Origin of the sequence: Actinomadura chokoriensis (assembly GCF_041463665.1) — a bacterium.
Taxonomy (GTDB): Bacteria; Actinomycetota; Actinomycetes; order Streptosporangiales; family Streptosporangiaceae; genus Spirillospora; species Spirillospora chokoriensis_A.
Genome location: NZ_JAXCEJ010000006.1, coordinates 228665 through 247074, shown reverse-complemented (window position 1 = coordinate 247074; position 18410 = coordinate 228665). Strand labels below are relative to the sequence as shown.

The 18410-nt window shown below is 74.6% G+C and carries 17 protein-coding genes and 1 tRNA gene; 7 read left to right on the top strand and 11 right to left on the bottom strand.

What is annotated here, in order from left to right; genetic code table 11:
* Positions 1–3 precede the first annotated feature (3 nt).
* Positions 4–966 carry a sulfotransferase family protein gene (locus SM418_RS13365; RefSeq protein ID WP_371942209.1) on the bottom strand — a complete coding sequence of 321 codons (963 nt, stop codon included), beginning with the start codon at positions 964–966 and terminating at the stop codon, positions 4–6.
* Positions 967–1101: 135 nt separating this feature from the next.
* Between SM418_RS13365 and SM418_RS13360 the strand changes: the two genes are divergently transcribed.
* From SM418_RS13360 to SM418_RS13345, 4 genes are all read left to right on the top strand, one after another.
* On the top strand, positions 1102–1869 hold the full coding sequence (locus SM418_RS13360; RefSeq protein ID WP_371942208.1) for an SIR2 family NAD-dependent protein deacylase: 768 nt from the start codon (positions 1102–1104) through the stop codon (positions 1867–1869).
* Positions 1870–1957: 88 nt separating this feature from the next.
* Positions 1958–3079 (top strand): S66 peptidase family protein, encoded by a 1122-nt coding sequence (locus SM418_RS13355; RefSeq protein WP_371942207.1) that lies wholly within the window; start codon positions 1958–1960, stop codon positions 3077–3079.
* Positions 3076–3966, top strand: a complete 891-nt coding sequence (locus SM418_RS13350; RefSeq protein ID WP_371942206.1) for a hypothetical protein — start codon at positions 3076–3078, stop codon at positions 3964–3966. The genes SM418_RS13355 and SM418_RS13350 overlap by 4 nt, the downstream gene beginning before the upstream one ends.
* A 3-nt stretch (positions 3967–3969) precedes the next feature.
* Entirely contained in the window at positions 3970–5172 is a 1203-nt protein-coding gene (locus SM418_RS13345) for a glycerate kinase (protein WP_371942205.1), read from the top strand.
* A gap of 48 nt (positions 5173–5220) precedes the next feature.
* On the opposite strand, the gene yczE is transcribed toward SM418_RS13345, so the two are convergent.
* Positions 5221–5856 carry a membrane protein YczE gene (gene yczE, locus SM418_RS13340; protein WP_371942204.1) on the bottom strand — a complete coding sequence of 212 codons (636 nt, stop codon included), beginning with the start codon at positions 5854–5856 and terminating at the stop codon, positions 5221–5223.
* A 95-nt stretch (positions 5857–5951) separates the two neighbouring features.
* On the opposite strand from yczE, the gene yczR reads away from it, so the two are divergent.
* Positions 5952–7418 (top strand): MocR-like transcription factor YczR, encoded by a 1467-nt coding sequence (gene yczR, locus SM418_RS13335; RefSeq protein WP_371942203.1) that lies wholly within the window; start codon positions 5952–5954, stop codon positions 7416–7418.
* A gap of 13 nt (positions 7419–7431) precedes the next feature.
* On the opposite strand, the gene SM418_RS13330 is transcribed toward yczR, so the two are convergent.
* The 8 genes from SM418_RS13330 to SM418_RS13295 all read right to left on the bottom strand — a co-directional run bounded on the left by SM418_RS13330 (position 7432) and on the right by SM418_RS13295 (position 14919).
* Entirely contained in the window at positions 7432–7866 is a 435-nt protein-coding gene (locus SM418_RS13330) for a CBS domain-containing protein (protein WP_371942202.1), read from the bottom strand.
* Between the two features lie 102 nt (positions 7867–7968).
* Positions 7969–9582 (bottom strand): phytoene desaturase family protein, encoded by a 1614-nt coding sequence (locus SM418_RS13325; RefSeq protein ID WP_371942201.1) that lies wholly within the window; start codon positions 9580–9582, stop codon positions 7969–7971.
* Positions 9583–9651: 69 nt separating this feature from the next.
* A complete protein-coding gene (locus SM418_RS13320) occupies positions 9652–10626 on the bottom strand; it encodes an alpha/beta fold hydrolase (protein WP_371942200.1) in 975 nt (324 codons plus the stop codon).
* Between the two features lie 122 nt (positions 10627–10748).
* Entirely contained in the window at positions 10749–11684 is a 936-nt protein-coding gene (locus SM418_RS13315; RefSeq protein WP_371942199.1) for a metal-dependent hydrolase, read from the bottom strand.
* Positions 11685–11814: 130 nt separating this feature from the next.
* The gene (fdhD, locus tag SM418_RS13310) at positions 11815–12627 is read right to left on the bottom strand and encodes a formate dehydrogenase accessory sulfurtransferase FdhD (RefSeq protein WP_371942198.1); all 813 of its coding nucleotides are present in this window, start codon (positions 12625–12627) and stop codon (positions 11815–11817) included.
* Positions 12628–12741: 114 nt separating this feature from the next.
* Positions 12742–12924: a DUF3099 domain-containing protein gene (locus tag SM418_RS13305; RefSeq protein WP_371942197.1), complete on the bottom strand. Its 183-nt coding sequence runs from the start codon at positions 12922–12924 to the stop codon at positions 12742–12744.
* A gap of 47 nt (positions 12925–12971) precedes the next feature.
* Positions 12972–13067, bottom strand: a tRNA-Sec gene (locus SM418_RS13300).
* A gap of 10 nt (positions 13068–13077) precedes the next feature.
* A complete protein-coding gene (locus SM418_RS13295; protein WP_371942196.1) occupies positions 13078–14919 on the bottom strand; it encodes an AMP-dependent synthetase/ligase in 1842 nt (613 codons plus the stop codon).
* Positions 14920–15098: 179 nt separating this feature from the next.
* Here SM418_RS13295 and selD point away from each other — a divergent pair, with 179 nt between their 5' ends.
* Positions 15099–16091 carry a selenide, water dikinase SelD gene (gene selD, locus SM418_RS13290; RefSeq protein WP_371942195.1) on the top strand — a complete coding sequence of 331 codons (993 nt, stop codon included), beginning with the start codon at positions 15099–15101 and terminating at the stop codon, positions 16089–16091.
* A gap of 106 nt (positions 16092–16197) precedes the next feature.
* Entirely contained in the window at positions 16198–16473 is a 276-nt protein-coding gene (locus SM418_RS13285) for a GlsB/YeaQ/YmgE family stress response membrane protein (RefSeq protein WP_371942194.1), read from the top strand.
* Positions 16474–16515: 42 nt separating this feature from the next.
* Here SM418_RS13285 and SM418_RS13280 read toward each other — a convergent pair whose 3' ends face one another.
* The gene (locus SM418_RS13280) at positions 16516–18396 is read right to left on the bottom strand and encodes a propionyl-CoA synthetase (RefSeq protein WP_371942193.1); all 1881 of its coding nucleotides are present in this window, start codon (positions 18394–18396) and stop codon (positions 16516–16518) included.
* Positions 18397–18410 lie beyond the last annotated feature (14 nt).

The window sequence follows — 18410 nt, the reverse complement described above, 5'->3', positions numbered from 1 at the left end:
CGCTCAGGCCTCCGGGCCGGTGCGGTAGCCGAGCCGCCGCAGCTCGGTGCCGGCGACCTTCTCGACCTGGGCGGCCTGCCGCGGGGTGAGCCGGTCGCGCCACGAGCCGGCCCCGCCGTCGCTCGCCTCGCCCGCCCTGACCAGGCCCGACAGCGCCGACCTCGGGATCCGCGCGTCGAGGTACTCCGCCAGGCCGGCGGCGACGGTGCGCGGCTTCGCCACCAGTTCCTCGAAACGGACGGTGAGCAACTGCTCCTCGGGAACCTGCCGGCGGAGCTTCGCGCTGAGCCGCACCGACCCCCGCCAGCGCAGCGCGCACTTCACCGCGGGAGCCGCGCGCGGCCACCGGATGCGGTCCGTGTGGTCCTCGACGCCGAGGAACGGGTTCGGGAACACGGTGTCGAGGTTGGCCAGGCCCGGTTTGAACCAGGCGAGGCAGCGCTCGTCGTCCAGCATGTCGGCGACGACGTCCCGGCCGTCCCGGATCACCTGGACGAGCTGGGCGTCGGGGAAGGCGTCCAGCAGCACGTCGGCGCTGTAGATCAGGTCGGGGGAGGCGTCGGCGAACCGGGCGAGCCCCCGCGCGTCCACGCACGGCGCCGGCGGGTCGCCGTCGGGCGCCGTGCCGCCGGGCGGGACGGGCGGTCGCGGCGCCAGCCCGGCCAGCTCGCGGCACTCGTCCGGGCACTGCGCGCAGGCCCGGCCCGAGATCTGCCAGGCCTCCGCGAAGGCGTCCCGCAGCACCCGCGCCGCGCCCGCGCCGCGCTCGGTCGCGATCGACGGCTGCCGCGCGAACGCGTACGTGACGCGCAGGACGCCGGGCCGGCCGGTGGTCAGGTGGAAGCCGGGGGACCGCTTGACCGCGCGCGCGAGCAGCTCCGCGCCCGAGTGCGGAGCCCCCAGGATGAACACCGGGCGGCGGACCTTGGTGCCGTTGATCACCAGGATGTGCGGCGTCGACCTCATACGGGGCCAAGTTTGTCACCTTTTGGCGCCGGGGCGGTGCGTGACCCTGCGTAAGGGCCCGCCCGATACCCATCCGTTAACCGGGACGGGCGCGGACCTCCGGGCGCATCGCGCCACGCCGCCTACCATGTGAGGGTGGACGCCTCCCCGACGCTCGCCGAGTTCCTGCCCGAGGTCGAGTCGATCACCGTGCTGACCGGCGCCGGGATATCCACCGACAGCGGGATCCCCGACTTCCGCGGCCCGCAGGGCGTCTGGACCAGGGACCCCTCGGCGGAGGCGATGTCCACGATCGGCGCCTACCTCGCCGACCCGGAGGTGCGGCGCCGCGCCTGGCGGTCCCGCCGCGACGACCCCGTCTGGGACGCCGAGCCCAACGCCGCGCACGCGGCCCTCGTCGAACTGGAGCGGGCCGGCCGGCTGCGCGCGCTGATCACCCAGAACGTCGACGGCCTGCACCAGCGCGCCGGATCGTCCGAGGCGAAGGTCATCGAGATCCACGGCACGGTGCGGCACGCCGTCTGCCTGTCCTGCGAGCTGCGGACCCCCATGCCCGAGATCCTCGCCCGCGTCGACGGCGGCGAGGACGACCCGCCCTGCGCCGGGTGCGGCGGCGTCCAGAAGTCCGCGACGATCTCCTTCGGGCAGGCCCTGGACGCCGACGTCCTGGACGCGGCGATCGCCGCCGCCCGCGCCTGCGAGCTGTTCCTGGCCGTCGGCACCTCGCTGACCGTGCAGCCCGCCGCCGGGCTGTGCCTGGAGGCTATCGACGCCGGCGCCAGGCTGGTGATCATCAACGCGGAGGAGACCCCGTACGATGGGTTGGCCGACGCGGTCCTGCGACGGCCGATCGGCGAGACGCTGCCGCGCCTCGCCGGCCTCGCGCTCGGCACGGGGCGATGATCTGTTGGCGGGTCGTGACCGGGCGCCTCTTCCACTGGCGACCGGAGCCTGACAAGCTCTATCCGTCGCGGTGCGAGGAGGGATCGGGTTGAAGAGCGGGGGCGCCCGCGCGCGGACGGCCGGCGGGCCGTCGGCCGCGCTCGCCGTCGGCGTGCCCGGCGGCCGGTCCCGGACGACCCGCAGGTACCGGCGGCTGCGGCCGGGGGACCGGGTGGCGGTGGTCGCGCCCAGCGGGCCCGCCGAGCCCGCCCGGCTGCGGGCTGGCTGCGCCGCCCTGCGCGGCCTCGGCCTTGACGCCGTCCTCGGAGAGCACGCCCTCGACCGCGCCCACCTCGGCGCGCCCGCCCGCGAGGATGGGCCCCGTGGTGACCGGCCGCGTGGTGACGGGCCGCGTGACGGCTGGCACTGTCTCGCCGGAAGCGACGCCGACCGGGCCGCCGACCTGCAGGCCGCCTGGTGCGACCCCCGCGTCCGCGCGGTGATCTGCGCGCGGGGCGGCTACGGGGCCACCCGCGTCCTGGACCACCTCGACTGGGACGCCCTCGGCGCCGCGACGGACGCGTCCGGCGGCTCGAAGATCCTGCACGGCTCCAGTGACATCACCGCCCTGCACACGGCTTTTGGAACGCGCCTAGGAGTCACGACGTCCTTCGGTCCCATGCCCGCCGGCGTCCTCGCGGAGGACGAACCCGACGGTGACACCGTCGCCGCCCTGCGCGCCGCCCTCTTCGGCGGCCGGGTGACCCTGCCCGGAACGCACGTCCTCCGGCCGGGACGCGCGGAGGGCCCCCTCACCGGCGGCACCCTCTCGCTCCTCACGGCCTTGCTCGGCACCCCGTACGCCCCGCCGCCCGCCGAGGGCCGCGTCGTGTTCCTGGAGGACGTCACCGAGGCGCCCTACCGGATCGACCGGATGCTCGTCCAGCTCCTGCAGGCCGGCTGGTTCGACGGCGCGGCCGGGGTGGCGCTCGGCTCCTGGCGGGACTGCGGCGAACCGGCGGAGCTCGACTCGGTGTTCGCCGCCCGGCTCGGCCCGCTCGGCGTCCCGGTGCTCGCCGGCGTCCCGGCCGGGCACGGCCCGCGCCAGCTGACCCTCGAACTCGGCGCCCCCGCGGTGCTGACCGCCTCACCCGACCCCGCAGATCCGCACCCCGCCGTGCCGGAACCCGGCGCGCTCACCCTCGAAGCGCCCCCGGGAGGTGCGCGATGAGCGGCCGCCATGCCCGTCCCGAATCGTGGGACGACGGGACCCTCGACTCGCTGCTCGTACTGGTCGCCGAGAGCCTCGGCTACCGCTGCACCCGCGTGCCCGGCGAGGTGATGCTGCTGGAGGGCGCCACGCGGCTGCACGTCAGCCTGCGCGACCTGCGGCAGCTCGCCCGGCTCGTGCCGCGCGACGACTGGCCGGCCCTGGTCTCCGACCACGTCACCACGATCGTGACCGCGATCGAGGAGCCGCTGGACCTCAGCGACTTCGACCTCGCCCAGCACCTGCTGCGCACCCGGATCTATCCGGCGGAGGCCGACAACGGCGTCCTCGCGGCCCGGCCGTTCGCGCCGGGCCTGATCGAGGCCGTGGTCGTCGACACGCCCACCACCGTGCGGACCGTCACGACCGAGGAGATGGGCGGCTGGCCGGTCTCCGGCGACGCGCTGTTCATGCTCGGCCGCGCCAACGTCCGCGCCGACGGGCCCCTGCAACTGGACGAGCAGGACCTCGGCGGCGTCCGCGTCTCCGTCCTGCACGGCTGGACGTTCTACGCGGTGACCCACCTGGCGTGGCTGGAGGAGTACCTGCCGATCGGCCCGTACGGGGCGCTCGTCATCGCGCCCAACCGCAGCCTCATCGTCGCCCACCCGCTCCGCATCGCCGAAGGGCACCCCAGGGCGCGCTACCGTGCGGCCGTGGCGGCGGCGACCGAGCTCCAGGCGCAGGCCCACCGCGCCTACGAGGAGGGGCCGGGCTCGCTCAGCCCGCACCTGTACTGGTGGCGCGCCGGTGAGCTGACCTACCTGGAGACCCGCTACGAGGACGACACGATGGTGCTGCCGGAGGAGTTCGCCTCCGTCCTCGCCACGCTGGCCGCCGAGCGGTGACGGATGACCGCGGCGGAGCGAGGTTCATCCCGCGCCGCCCAGCGGGGGCCCGGGGGCCGTGCCGAGGCGGCGGTGACGATGCGGGTCGTCGTCGCGCCCGACTCGTTCAAGGGCGGCCTGTCCGCGGCTGAGGCGTGCGCCGCCGTGGCGGAGGGCGTTCGCCGGGCCGCGCCGCGCGCCGAGGTGGTCGCCGTGCCGATGGCGGACGGCGGCGAGGGCACCCTCGACTGCTTCCTGCGCGCCCGCGCCGGGGCCCCGGTGGAGGTCGCCGCCACCGACCCGCTGGGACGCCCGGTCGAGGCCCGGTACGCCCTGTCCGGCGACGGGCGGTCCGCGGTGGTGGAACTGGCCGCCGCGTCCGGGCTGCCGCTGGTCGAGGACGTCCCGCCCGACCCGATGAACGCCGCCACCACCGGCACCGGCGAGCTGATCGCGGACGCGGTCCGGCGCGGCGCCCGCGACGTGCTCGTGTGCATCGGCGGCAGCGCCAGCACCGACGGAGGCTCGGGTCTGCTGCGCGCCCTCGGTGTCCGCTTCCTGGACGCCGCGGGGGAGGAGCTCCCGCCCGGCGGCGCGGCCCTCGCCCGGCTCGCCTCGATCGACGGCTCCGGGGTGCCGGACGCGGTCCGCGCGACCCGGTTCCGGGTCGCCTGCGACGTCTCCAACCCGCTCGTCGGGCCCGATGGCGCCGCCGCCGTGTTCGGCCCGCAGAAGGGCGCGTCGCCGGGCCAGGTCGCCGAACTGGACGCCGCCCTCACCGTCTTCGCGGACGTCCTGGCCGCCGCCGGCGGCGCCCGCGTCCACGACCTGCCGGGCGCGGGCGCCGCGGGCGGCACCTGCGGCGGTCTCGTGGGGGCGCTGGGCGCCGAGCCGGCCGGCGGCGCACTCCTCGTCGCCGAGGCCGTCGGGCTCCCCTCCGCCCTCGCCGGCGCCGACCTGGTCGTCACCGGCGAGGGCCGGGTGGACGGGCAGAGCGCGGCCGGCAAGGTCGTCTCCGTCGTCGCCGCCCTCGCGCGGGATCGCGGCGTCCCGTGCGTCGCCCTGGCCGGAAGCGTGGCAGGCCCGCTGGACGAACTGCACGCGCTCGGCCTCACTGCGGCGTTCAGCCTCGCCGACGGCCCCCGCTCCCTGGACGAGCTGAAGGCGGACGCCGCCCCGCTCCTCGCGGCCGTCGCCGAGCAGGCCGTCCGCCTCCTGACCCGATAGAAGCCGCCTGATAGAAGCCGCCCGAGAGAAGCCGCCTGATCGACGCGGCTACACTCCGGCGGGCGCCGGTGCCGGTTCCGTCGCCGGTTGCGGTTCGGCGGCCGGGGGCCTGATCGCCAGCATCGGCAGGAAGACGTGCGCCAGCGGGCCGATCGCGACCGCGTACAGGAGCGTCCCGATGCCGACGGTCCCGCCGAGCAGCCAGCCGGCGGCGAGCACGGTCAGCTCGATCCCGGTCCGGACCGCGCGGATCGAGCGGCCCCGCGCGGCGAGCCCGGTCATCAGGCCGTCGCGCGGGCCGGGGCCGAGGCCCGCGCCGATGTAGCAGCCGGTCGCGACGCCGCCGGCGACCACCCCGGCGACCAGGTACGCCCAGCGCGCCGCGAGCGCGTCGGGGGCGGGCAGCAGCCACAGGAACAGGTCGGCGAAGACGCCGACGAGGACGACGTTGCTGATCGTCCCGATTCCGGGCCGCTGCCGCAGCGGGATCCACGCGAGCATCACGACCGCGCCCGCGATGATGATCCACGCGCCGATCGAGAGGCCGAAGCGGCGGGAGAGGCCCTGGTGGAAGACGTCCCACGGGTCGTTGCCGAGGCCGGACGACACCTGGAGGGCGATCCCGAGCCCGTACAAGGCCAATCCAGCGTAGAGCTGCACGAGCCGCCGTGCCATCAAGGCCATTATCCGCTCCCCGAATCATGAGTGGCCATCTTTCATGCCATCTTGGAGGAAAGTGGACTGGCACTTGTAGGGCCAATCATGCGAAAGTGGCTTGTATGAGCAACCGTTATGTGAGCGGCCCGCACCTGGCCCGGCTGCTGGGGGACGTGTCACGGGAGCGCCCTGTCTACGCCTCGCTGGCCCGGGCCGTGCGCGCCCTCGTCCTGGACGGGCGGCTCTCTCTGCGCACCCGGCTGCCCGCCGAACGGGACCTCGCCGGGGCCCTCGGCCTCAGCCGCACCACGGTGACGGCCGCCTACGACCGGCTCCGCGACGAGGGCTACATCGAGAGCAGGCAGGGCGCGGGAAGCTGGACGGCGCTGCCCCCGGTGCGGATGTCGGCGGAGGAGCGGCGCACCGCCCCGCCCGGCGGCCGGTTCGGCAAGGCGTACCCGGTGCCGGACGACGGGTCCTTCATCGACCTCGGCTGCGCCACCCCCGGCGCCCCCGCGATCTTCGACGAGGCGGTCGCCGCCGCCGTCGCGGAACTGCCCCGATACAGTTCCGGACCCGGCTACGAGCCCGCCGGGCTGGCGAGCCTGCGGCAGGTCATCGCCGACGGGTACGCGGCGCGCGGCGTCCCGACGCGCGCCGACCAGATCGTCGTCACCACCGGCGCGCAGCACGCGTTCACGCTGCTGACACAGCTGCTCGTGGAAGCGGGCGACGCCGTGCTGGTGGAGCGCCCCACCTACCCGCACGCGCTCGGTGCGCTGCGCCGCCGCGGCGCCCGGCTCGTCCCGGTCGGCGTCAACGAGGGCTGGGACGTCGAGCTCGCCGCGGGCGCGATGCGGCAGGCGGCCGTCCGGATGGCCTACACGATCCCCGACTTCCAGAACCCGACCGGACACCTGATGGCCGCGGACGACCGGGCGGCGCTCGCCGACGCCGCGCGGCGCGCCGACGCGTTCCTCGTCGCCGACGAGACGTTCGCCGACCTCGCCCACGACATCGCGGCCCCTCGCGAGGCGCCGCTCGCCGCCTGCGACGGCGGCGGGCGCGTCATCACGATCGGGTCGGCGTCGAAGCTGCTGTGGGGCGGGCTGCGCATCGGCTGGATCCGCACGACCGCGCCGCTCGCCCGCCGCATCGTGCTGACCCGCGAGCCCTTCGACATGGCCAGCCCGGTGGTCGACCAGCTGATCGTCCAGGAACTGCTGCTGCGGGTGGAGGAGGTCCGCGCCGAGCGGGCGCGGAGCCTCCTGCGCGGCCGGGACGCGCTCGCCGCGGCGCTGCGCGAGCTGCTGCCCGGCTGGGAGTTCCGGCTGCCGGACGGCGGCATGTCACTGTGGACGAGGATCGGCGCGCCGGTCGCCACCGCGCTGGCCGAGGCGGCCGAGCGGCTCGGCGTCCGGGTCGTCACCGGGCCGGTGTTCGGCGCGGACGGCGTCCTGGAGGACTACGTCCGGCTGCCGTACGTGCTGCCGCCGGAGACGCTGCGCACGGCCGTCGAGCGGCTGGCCCTGGCCTACCGGGAGGTCCAGGCGGCCCCCGCCGCCCGTCCCCTCCCGGCCTACGTCTGACCCGGCTGGTGCGTCAGGGCGCGCGCTGGATGTAGCCGACGAGGTGCTCGCGCTCGCTCTCCAGTTCGTCGATGGCGCTCTTCACGACGTCGCCGATGCTGACGATCCCGGCGAGCCGGCCGTCCTCGACGACGGGCACGTGCCGGAACCGGTGCTCGGTCATGGTGAGGCGCAGGTCCTCCACCCGGTCGCCGGGCGCGCAGCTGCGGACCTCCGCGGTCATGATGTCGGACACGGGCCGGTCGAGCAGCCCCGCGCCGCGGTCGTGCAGCCGGCGCACCACGTCGCGCTCGGAGACGATGCCGGAGATGGACGCGCCGTCGGGCGAGACCACCACCGCCCCGATGTTGTGCTCCGCCAGGATGGCGAGCAGTTGCCTCACGGTGGCGTCGGGTCGAACCGTTGCCACCGTGTCTCCCTTCCGCCGAAGGATGTCGCGAATCCGCATGCCTCACGCTCCGGTGCCGGTCGCCGGGCCGTCGCCGCCCGGTCGTTCCTGTCAAGGTCGCATGTTCCGGCGCTGAGGAAAACCCCGCGGCCGCAAAACCGGCTACGGGGCCAGCAGGCGGCGGAGCGCGTTGAGCGCGGGGGTGAGGACGGGGCCGGCGGGGCCGGAGTGGGCGAGCGCGGCGCGGGCGGCGTTGGCCCCGCAGGCGCCGTGGACGCCGCCGCCGGGGTGGGCGGACGCGGACGCGAGGTAGAGGCCCGCGATCGGGGTCTCGGCCCGCCCGAGGCCGGGGACGGGACGGAACACGAGCTGCTGGTGGATCAGTGCGGTCCCGCCGTTGAGCGCGCCGTTCAGCAGGTTCGCGTCGTGGTCCTGGAAGGCGGGCGGCGCGGTGACGCGGCGGGCGCCGATACGGGCGCGGAAACCGGGCGCGAGGCGTTCGACGACGTTCTCCAGGCGCTCGGCCATGGCGGTCCGCTCCCGCTCGTCCCAGGCGCCGGTGATGCCGTCGGGGCCCGCGTCGGCCCTCACGCGGTGGGGGACGTGGGTGTAGGCCCAGACCGACTCCGTGCCGGCGGGGGACCGGGCGGGGTCCGCGGTCGTCATCTGGCCGAGCAGGGCGAACGGCTCGGACGGGACGCGGCCGGTGGCGAGGTGCGCGCTGTAGTCGGTCAGCGCCTCCATGCCGGGGGAGAGGTGGACGGTCCCGGCCCGCGCGGCGTCGGGGGACGCCCAGGGGATGGGCCCCGACAGCGCCCAGTCGACCTTGAAGGTGGCGTGGTCCCAATCGAAGCGGCGCATGTCCGCCCGGAGCGAGCGGGGCAGGTCGGACCAGCCGACCAGGCCGCCGTAGAGCGCGGGCGCCGACACGTCCGCGAGGACGGCCTTCGCGGCGCGCACCGGCTCCCCGGAGGCGGTCCGCACGCCGAGCGCCCGCCCGTCCCGGACGACGACCGACGCGACCGGGGTGTCGCAGCGGACGCGCCCGCCGCGCGACTCCAGCCGCCGCACGAGCGCGGCCGTCAGCTCGCCGGCGCCGCCCTCGGGCACGGGCCAGCCGTGCCGCTGGCCGATCATGGCGAGCAGCCAGGCGAACACCGACCCGGCGGTCGACTCGGGGAACATGTCGGTGTGCAGCGCCGCCCCGGCCAGGAGCAGCCGCCCGCCGGGGCCGCTGAACTCCTGCTCGCCGAGCGTGCGGACCGGCGCGAGCAGCGACCGCACGGCCCGGAGCCCGCCCGCGCGGCGGACCGACGCCGCGAGCGGGAGCGCCGCCCGGACCGGTGGGAACGGGGTGAACAGGGCGCGCAGGACGTCCTCTCCCATCTCATCCCACAGCGCGCAGAGCCGCAGCCACGCCTCGCCGTCGCCCGCGCCGAGCGCTTCTAGGCCGCCGGCGGTCGCGTCGCGGTCGCGTTCGAGGACGGCGCAGCGCCCGTCCGGCAGCGGATGGGCGAGGACGGCGGGCGCGTGCCGCCAGCGCAGTCCGTGCCGTTCGAGGTCCAGCGCGCGCATTGCCGGGGAGGCCACGCCGAGCGGGTAGAACGCGCTGCACAGGTCGCTGACGTGGTCGGGGTGGACGCCCCGGTCGCTGCGCACGGCGCCGCCCGGCTCGGGCTGGGCCTCCAGGACCTGCACGTCCCAGCCCGCGTCGGCCAGCATGTTGGCCGCGACGAGCCCGTTGTGCCCCGCGCCGATGATCACGGCGTCCGGCATGCGGCATCCCTCCCGGTGATCACCCTACGGGTACCGGGGCGGCCGGTGCTCAGCCCGGGCCGAGGCGGGTCAGGAGCCGCAGCGCGCCCGCCGCACCCGCGCCCGGTCGAGCGCCCGGGACTCGGCGGCGGTGAGGGGCCCGCCCTGCACGTCCGTGATGTGCTCGGTGATCCAGCGCGCGACGAGGCCCGGGTGGCTGCGCGGGACCCAGTGCCCGGCGGAGACGGGGCGCAGCGACAGGTTCGGGACGCGCTCGCCGAGGCCGCCCACGAGGTGCGGCGAGACGAACAGGTCCTTGGTGGGGACGATGACCTGCGTCGGCACGTCCGTGCGCCGGTCGGCCGGCCGGCGCAGCCGACGCATCATGTTCGCCCGGTAGAGCCCGACCCCGGCGGCGGCGTCGCGCGCCATCGTCCGCGCCGGGTGGCCGGGCCGCGGGGCGACGCCCTCGCCCACGGCCAGTGCGCGGGTGAACAGCCTGGTCAGCCCGCCGAGCCACAGCAGTTCCGGCAGGACCGGCGTCTGGAAGAAGTAGATGTAGGCCGACCGCGCGGCCTGTCCCGCCACCCGGCCGAGGCTGCCCGGCGTGGGGCGGGCGAGGCCGCGCCGCATCCACTGCCCGACGTGGTCCAGGCACGGTCCGGAGATCGAGGTGAAGGAGGCGAAGCGGTCCGGCATCGTGCAGACCGCCTCCCAGCCCTGGATCGACCCCCAGTCGTGCCCGACGAGATGCACCTTGCGTTCGGGTGCGGTCGCGTCCAGCACGGCCCGCATGTCGGACATCAGATAGTCGAAGGCGTAGCGCCTGCGCCCGAACGGCCGGGACGAGGCGCCCGCGCCGCGCACGTCGTACCGGACGACGTGGAACCGCTCGGCGAGCAGCCCGGCCACCTCGTCCCACAGCGCGTGGGTGTCGGGGTAGCCGTGGACGAGCAGCACCGTCGGCCGCGACCGGTCGCCCTGCTCGCGGACGGCGAGGTCGACGCCTTCCCCGCGGACCCGGCGCCTGCCGACCGGAGGGGTTCGGGGCGCTTTATTGGACATCCTGGTAATAAATCGCCGAATCGTCACACGGTCAAGCGGACACGGCGTGAGCCCCGCCACGGGAAAGCTTGAGGGCCGTACGGCGCGGCGGTACGGGCCCTCGGGCGGGGTCTTGCGGGCGCCTAGTACGGGTCGTAGCCCGCGGCCTTCGCGGCGGGCGACTGCATCAGGTACTCAAGCGCGCGCGGGGTCGAGCACACCTTCGACGGGTGGTGGTTCGGCTTCAGGTAGACCGGCGCCTCGCCGAGCAGCAGCTTGAAGATGCCGGGCACGTGCCCCAGCCGGACGGACCGGCGGTACGACCGGTACACCCGCAGCGGCGTCACCCGCTTGCGCACTGTCGGGTCCTGCTTGAGCAGGTACAGCGACCCGCCGATCAGCGCCCAGTACAGGAAGAACAGCGACACCACCCACGCCGCGACGCGCGTCGGGTAGCGGCCGCCCACGGCCTTGTACACGTCGAACACCACCGACCGGTGCTCGACCTCCTCGGCGCCGTGCCAGCGCAGCAGGTCCAGCATGGTCGGGTCCACCCCGGCCTTCTCGAACCGCTCGTTGTCCATGATCCACTGACCGAGGACGGCGGTGTAGTGCTCGATCGAGGCGACCGCGGCCAGCTCGAAGCGCAGCCGGCGCCGCCATGCCCGCGGGTTCTTGTCCTTCAGCGCCGCCATATGCGCGGGCCGCTCCTCGTTGCCCTTCGCCGCCGCGTCCGTGATCTTGGAGACGTCGATCCCGTTGGCCGCCAGGATCTGGTCGAGCACGCCCTGGTGCGACCGGGCGTGCACCATCTCCTGGCCGATGAACCCCTTGATCTCCTCCAGCAGGCGCTCGTCCTTGATGTAGGGACGGGCGTCCTTGACGCACTGGATGAACCACTTCTCGCCCTCGGGGAGCACGATGTGGAACGAGTTGATGATGTGCGTGGCGACAGGGTCGTCCGGCACCCAGTGCAGGGGCGTCTCCGACCAGTCGAACGCCACCCGCCGAGGCTTGATCGGCGGGTGGCGCTCATCGATGCCGGACGCCGGTGCGCCGCCCGTCAGGGGCCTCGTCATGCAGTCCTCGCTTCCGCAGGCCGCGTATGCCGTCGGGGGAGCAGTCAACTCCTCGGAGGCGCATGGTTTCTTGCTGGCGAGCCAACAAGTTACCGCTTGGTCTTCGGTCTGTGATGACAAGTGCCGCCAGTCAGAGGGCGATACGCTCCGCCCCCGCGTACACGTTCATGGTCTCGCCCCGCAGGAAGCCGACCAGCGTCATCCCGGCGTCCTCGGCGAGCTCCACCGCGAGCGACGACGGCGCCGACACCGCCGCGAGCACCGGGACGCCCGCCGCCATCGCCTTCTGCGTCAGCTCGAACGACGCGCGCCCGCTCACCATCAGGACCGTCCCGGTGAGCGGCAGCCGCCCCTGCCGGAGCGCCCACCCGACGACCTTGTCGACCGCGTTGTGCCGCCCGACGTCCTCCCGCACGGCGAGCAGCCCGCCCTCCGCGCCGAACAGCCCGGCGGCGTGCAGCCCGCCCGTCCGGTCGAAGACGCGCTGCGCCTCCCGCAGCCGCTCCGGCAGCACCGCCAGCACGTCCGGCGCGAGCCGCACCGGGTCCCCGGAAACCTCGTAGGGCCGGTCGGCGCGCAGCGCCTCGATGCTCGACTTCCCGCACACGCCGCACGCGCTCGTCGTCGCGAACGCCCTGGTCATCGAGTCGTCCGGGGGTGACACGCCGGGCGCCAGAGTGACGTCAAGCGTGTTCTGCTCCGCCGTGTCGGCGCAGTAGCGCATCGCCACGAGATCGTGCGGACCCCCGATGACGCCCTCGGCCGCGAGGAACCCGGCGACCAGATCGAAGTCGTGCCCCGGCGTCCGCATCGTGATCGTGAGCGGCTTTCCGGCGACGCGGATCTCCAGCGGCTCCTCGACGGCGAGCGTGTCGGGCCGGCGGCCCCGCGCCCCGGTCGTGCTCAGCCGCAGCACGGGCCTGCGCACGGTGATCCGCCCCATGCCGCGACGGTACCCCGAAAACCAATGAGTAACGAAAAGTTCGGACCACTGTGTCCTTTTTCTGGTCCTTTTCGTCGGCCTCGCGGGGCCTGGAGGGCGGCCGGCCGCGGGCGCTCAGTCGCGGCGGTCGATGTTCCAGTTCGCCACCACGGCCGCGAACGGCGGGATGGCCAGCGCCACCACCGTCATCACGATCGCGGCGGTGTGCGACCAGTCCCGGACGACGGCCCACGCCAGCACGAACAGCGTGAGACACGTCCCCATCATGATCCCGTAGGCGATCTTCCGCCGACGCATATCCCCACACTACGCCGCCCCCCGCCGCACCTGCGGGGGGACGGCCGTGGCGGAGGCGTACGGGAATCGAACCCGCCGTCCCGAGATCCTCGGGACCGTCGGCTTTGAAGGCCGGGGAGGCCACCAGGCGCTCACACGCCTCCGCCGATGATCTTAGTCGGTGTAGAGGGAGTCGATGTCGGGCGAGTACTTGCTGTGCACGATGCGGCGCTTGAGCTTGAGGGTCGGGGTCAGCTCCTCGCTCTCGGCGGTCCACTCGGCGGGCAGCAGGCGCCACTTCTTGACCTGCTGGACGCGGGCGAGGCGGGCGTTGGCGTCCTCGACGGCCTTGGAGACCTCCTCCTGGACGAGAGGGTGGTCGGCGAGGGCGGCGAGATCGGTGGTGTCGATGCCGTGGGCGGCGGCCCAGACGGGGGCGACCTCGCCGTCGAGGGTGATGAGGGCGACGACGTAGGGGCGGCGGTCGCCGAAGGCGAGGGCCTGGCCGATGAGGGGGTGCTCCTTGAGGTGGTTCTCGATGAGGGACGGGGCGATGTTCTCGCCGCCCGCGGTGATGATCAGTTCCTTCTTGCGGTCGACGACGGTGAGGAAGCCGTCGGCGTCCAGGCGGCCGACGTCGCCGGTGTGCACCCAGCCGTCGGCGTCGATCAGGTCGGCGGTGGCGTCCGGGCGGTGCAGGTAGCCGGGGGTGCAGGTGGCGCCGCGGACGAGGATCTCGCCGTCGTCGGCCAGCTTGAGCTCGACGCCGGCGAACGGGCGGCCGACGGTCCCGAGCTTGAAGGAGTCGGCGAGGTTGGCGGTGATGGCGCCGGTCGTCTCCGTCATCCCGTAGGCGTCGAAGATCTTCAGGCCGAGGCCGGCGAAGAAGCGGGCGACCTCGACGGGGAGGGGCGCGGCGGCGCTGGAGGCCTGGCCGACGCGGTCCAGGCCGAGGAGGGCGCGCATCGGGGTGAGCACGGCCTTGTCGGCCGCCTCGAACGCCGCGGTGATCTCGGGGGTGAGCGTGTTGCCGTGCTCCTGGGCGGTGACGTAGGCGCGGCCGGCGTCGAGGGCGCCCTGCACGGCCTGCTTCTTCGCCTCGTCCTGCTCGGCGGACAGGACGGCCTGGATGCCGGCCATGATCTTCTCCCAGACGCGAGGCACGCCGAAGAAGGAGTGCGGCCGTACCTCGCCGAGGACCGTGGTGAGCTGGGCCGGGTCGGGGCAGAAGTGGATGTGCGAGGCGAGGCGGATGGGCAGGTAGTAGCTGAGGACGCGGTCGGCGATGTGCGCGAAAGGCAGGTAGGAGACGCCGGCCGGGTGCTCGGGCAGCACGGAGGTGCGCTGCACCATCTCCGCCTCGTGCAGCACCATCGAGTGGGTGATCAGGACGCCCTTGGGGTCGCCCGTGGTGCCGGACGTGTACAGCAGGGTGACGGTGTCCTCGGGCTTGACGGCCTGCCAGCGGCGGTCGATCTCGGCCGGGTCGGCGGCGAGCCGCTCGCGGCCGAGCTCGATGAAGGCGTCCCAGGACAGGTAGCGGTCGCCGGAGGGGCACGCGGCGGCGTCCACCACGATGATCTTGCGCAGCTCGGGCAGCCGCTCCAGCACGGGCTGCCAGCGGTCGAGCTGGTCCTTGCCGTTCAGGACGGCGTACTTGGCGGCGCAGTGCCCGGCCACGAACGCGACCTGGTCCGGCGCGAGCGTCGCGTACACGGTGGTCGGGACGCCGCCGGCGTGCACGGCGCCGAGGTCGGCCAGGACGTGCTCGGACCGGTTCGGCATCATCAGCGCCACGACGTCGCCCGCGCCGAGGCCGAGGGCGACGAACCCGGCGGCCGCCTCCAGCCCGCGGGTCCGCGTCTCCGCCCAGGTCAGCGTCCTCCATTCGCCGTCGATACGGTCCGCGTAGGCCGGCCGGTCACCGTGCGCCCGCGCGGTCGCGGCCAGGCTGGTGCAGACCGTCTGCTCCGCGACGGCCGCGTCGAGTTCGGCCCGCTGTTCCCGAATCCCCATGTCGCCCCTTGCAGTAAGTGATGACTTGCAGAAAGGGGAATCGCATCATGCCGAGCGTCGTCCGGACAAGGGTTTGCTGGATTTCTGCGCTGGTCGGACGGGATGTTCGCCCCTCGGTGACGGTGCCCGTACTGTCCGTTCCTTGATCATTTGCGGTAGTTGTGCGTTAAATCATGCGGGTGACCCGCCTCGCCCCCGTGGCCCGCCTGACGCAGTACGCGCACGGCGGCGGCTGCGCCTGCAAGATCCCGCCCGGGATGCTGGAGCGGGTCGTGACCGGCCTCACCGGCGGCGGCGACGCCCTGCTCGTCGGCGGGCCGGACGGCGACGACGCGGCCGTGCTGCGGATCGGCGGCGGCCGGGCCGTGGTGTCCACCGCCGACTTCTTCACCCCCGTCGTCGACGACGCCTACGACTGGGGCCGCATCGCCGCCGCCAACGCGCTCTCCGACGTCTACGCGGTCGGCGGCGAGCCGCTGATGGCGCTGAACCTGCTCGGCTGGCCGGTCGACACGCTCCCCACCGAACTGGCCCGCGAGGTGCTGCGCGGCGGACGGGACGTCGCGGCCCTCGCCGGCTGCGCGATCGCGGGCGGGCACAGCATCGACGATCCCGAGCCCAAGTACGGCCTGGCCGTGACCGGCGTCGCCGACGCCGACCGGCTGCTGCGGCTGGACGCCGGCCGCCCCGGCGTCCCGCTGTCGCTGACGAAACCGCTCGGCATCGGGGTCCTCAACGCCCGGCACAAGGCGACCGGCGAGGTGTTCCCGCACGCGGTGGACACGATGACGCGGCTCAACGCGGAGGCGGGGCTCGCCGCCCTGGAGCGCGGCGCCGTGTGCGCCACCGACGTCTCCGGCTTCGGGCTGCTCGGCCACCTGTACAAGGTCGCGCGGGCCAGCGGCGTCACGGCCGTCGTCGACGCCTCGGCCGTCCCCTACCTGGACGGGGCGCGGGCCGCCGTCCGGGACGGGTTCGTGTCCGGCGGGACGCGGCGGAACCTGTCGTGGGTGTCCCCGCACACCGACTTCCGCCGCATAGCCGAGGAGGAGCGGCTGCTGCTGGCCGACGCGCAGACCTCCGGCGGGCTGCTCGTCGCCGGGGAGATCCCGGGCGCCCCCGTCGTCGGCGAGCTCGTTCCCCGGGGGCGGCGGACGCTCGTCGTCGGCTGACCCCGCCCCCATGTCGCCCCCCGTGTCGCCGCCCGTGTCGCCGCCCGGGACGCGGGTAGGGCTCCGGGCGCCCGGCCCGGCCGGGGCGGGGGAGTGAGGAGCGCACATGACCATCGCCGGGGTCGCGGCCGCCGTCATCCTGGGCATGGTGATCGGGGTTCTCGGCCGGCTGTTCGCGCCGGGCCGGCCGGACATGCCGGCCTGGCTGCTGATACTGGCCGGCGTCGTCGCGGCGTTCGCCGGGACGGGGCTCGCCCAGGTGCTGCGACTCGGGGACGGCGGCTGGAGCCCCTGGGAGACCGTCCTGCAGGTCGTCGTCGCGGCGACCGGCGTATGCCTGGTGGCGGCGCTGTGGCCGAAGCGGACCGGCCGCCGCTCCTAGGTTCACCGCTTCTGGGCCCGCCCCTGAAGGGACTGCCGCTCGCTAGGCCCGGCGCAGGACCGGACGCAGCTCGTCCAGGACCTCCGGGTCCTCGATCGTGGACGGGACCGTCACGTCCTGGCCGTCGGCGATGCCCCGCATCACGCCCCGCAGGATCTTGCCCGAGCGGGTCTTCGGCAGCGCCTGCACGACCGTGATCTCCTTGAGCGCGGCGACGGGGCCGACCTGCTCGCGCACCATGCCGACGAGCTCGGCGGCCAGTTCCCCCGGCTCGGCGAGGACCCCGCTCTTGAGCACGACCAGCCCGCGCGGAACCTGCCCCTTGAGCGTGTCGTGGACGCCGATGACCGCGCACTCGGCGACGGCCGGGTGGGACGAGATGACCTCCTCCATCGTCCCGGTGGACAGCCGGTGCCCCGCCACGTTGATCACGTCGTCGGTGCGGCCCATCACCCACACGTAGCCGTCCTCGTCGATGTGCCCGCCGTCGCCCGTCAGGTAGTGCCCGGGGAACTTCGTCAGGTACGACTCGACGAACCGCTCGTCGTCCTGCCACAGGGTGGGCAGCGTGCCGGGCGGCAGCGGCAGCCGGATCGCGATGTCGCCGTCGTCGCCGGGCTGGACGGGCGAGCCGTCCGGGGCGAGGATCCGCACGTCGTAGCCGGGCACCGGCACCGACGGCGAGCCCGCCTTCACCGGCAGCGGCTCCAGCCCGCGCGGGTTCGCCGCGATCGGCCATCCCGTCTCGGTCTGCCACCAGTGGTCGATGACCGGCCGGTCCAGGATGCGCGACGCCCACCGGTAGGTGTCGGGGTCGAGGCGCTCCCCGGCGAGGAACAGCGTGTCCAGCGCGGACAGGTCGTGCCCGGTGAGGAGCGCGCCCTCCGGGTCCTCCTTCTTGATCGCCCGGATCGCGGTCGGCGCGGCGAACAGCGCCTTCACCCGGTGCTGCGCGGCGACGCGCCAGAACGCGCCCGCGTCGGGCGTCCCCACCGGCTTGCCCTCGTACAGGACGGTCGTGCAGCCGGTGAGCAGCGGCGCGTACACGATGTAGGAGTGCCCGACGACCCAGCCGACGTCGGACGCGGCCCAGAACACCTCGCCCGGACCGACGCCGTACACGTTCTCCATCGACCAGCGCAGCGCCACCGCGTGGCCGCCGTTGTCGCGGACGACGCCCTTCGGCCGCCCGGTCGTCCCGGACGTGTACAGGATGTAGAGCGGGTCGGTGGCGGCGACGGGCACGCACTCGGCCGGCCCGGCGGCGGCGACCGCCTCGTCCCACTCCACGTCCCGCGGCCGGACGAGGTCGGCGTGCAGATGCTCGCGCTGCCGGATCACGCACCGCTCCACCTTGTGCCGGGCCAGCTCGAGCGCCTGGTCGAGCAGCGGCTTGTAGGGGACGATCCGGCCCGCCTCGATCCCGCACGACGCCGACACGACGGCCTTCGGCCGGGCGTCGTCGATGCGGACCGCCAGCTCCCGCGCCGCGAACCCGCCGAAGACGACCGAGTGCACCGCGCCGAGCCGCGCGCACGCCAGCATCGCGATGACCGCCTCCGGCACCATCGGCAGGTAGATGACGACACGGTCGCCGCGGTCGACGCCCTGCGCGCGCAGCGCTCCGGCGAAGCGCGCGACGAGGCCGGTCAGCTCCCGGTAGGTGTAGGTGCGCACGGTCCCGGTGACCGGGCTGTCGTAGATCAGCGCGGCCTGGTCGCCGCGGCCCTCCTCGACGTGCCGGTCGAGCGCGTTGTCGCACGTGTTCAGCTCACCGCCGGTGAACCAGCGGTAGAACGGCGGCGCCCCGTCGTCCAGCACCCGGTCCGGCGGAACGAGCCAGCGGACGTCGCGCGCCGCCAGCCCCCAGAAGCGGGTCGGGTCGGCGATGCTGCGTTCGTACGCGGCTCCGTAGGCGCCCATGTCGTCCTCCCGGT

Coding starts and splice junctions, on each gene's coding strand:
- fdhD (WP_371942198.1), bottom strand. CDS start 12,627: ATGGGGCGGATCACCGTGCGCAGGCCCGTGCTGCGGCTGAGCACGACC.
- SM418_RS13305 (WP_371942197.1), bottom strand. CDS start 12,924: ATGCGTCGGCGGAAGATCGCCTACGGGATCATGATGGGGACGTGTCTC.
- SM418_RS13345 (WP_371942205.1), top strand. CDS start 3,970: ATGACCGCGGCGGAGCGAGGTTCATCCCGCGCCGCCCAGCGGGGGCCC.
- SM418_RS13365 (WP_371942209.1), bottom strand. CDS start 966: ATGAGGTCGACGCCGCACATCCTGGTGATCAACGGCACCAAGGTCCGC.
- SM418_RS13320 (WP_371942200.1), bottom strand. CDS start 10,626: ATGTCCAATAAAGCGCCCCGAACCCCTCCGGTCGGCAGGCGCCGGGTC.
- SM418_RS13315 (WP_371942199.1), bottom strand. CDS start 11,684: ATGACGAGGCCCCTGACGGGCGGCGCACCGGCGTCCGGCATCGATGAG.
- SM418_RS13330 (WP_371942202.1), bottom strand. CDS start 7,866: ATGCGGATTCGCGACATCCTTCGGCGGAAGGGAGACACGGTGGCAACG.
- SM418_RS13325 (WP_371942201.1), bottom strand. CDS start 9,582: ATGCCGGACGCCGTGATCATCGGCGCGGGGCACAACGGGCTCGTCGCG.
- SM418_RS13295 (WP_371942196.1), bottom strand. CDS start 14,919: ATGGGGATTCGGGAACAGCGGGCCGAACTCGACGCGGCCGTCGCGGAG.
- SM418_RS13285 (WP_371942194.1), top strand. CDS start 16,198: ATGACCATCGCCGGGGTCGCGGCCGCCGTCATCCTGGGCATGGTGATC.
- yczE (WP_371942204.1), bottom strand. CDS start 5,856: ATGGCCTTGATGGCACGGCGGCTCGTGCAGCTCTACGCTGGATTGGCC.
- yczR (WP_371942203.1), top strand. CDS start 5,952: ATGAGCAACCGTTATGTGAGCGGCCCGCACCTGGCCCGGCTGCTGGGG.
- SM418_RS13280 (WP_371942193.1), bottom strand. CDS start 18,396: ATGGGCGCCTACGGAGCCGCGTACGAACGCAGCATCGCCGACCCGACC.
- SM418_RS13350 (WP_371942206.1), top strand. CDS start 3,076: ATGAGCGGCCGCCATGCCCGTCCCGAATCGTGGGACGACGGGACCCTC.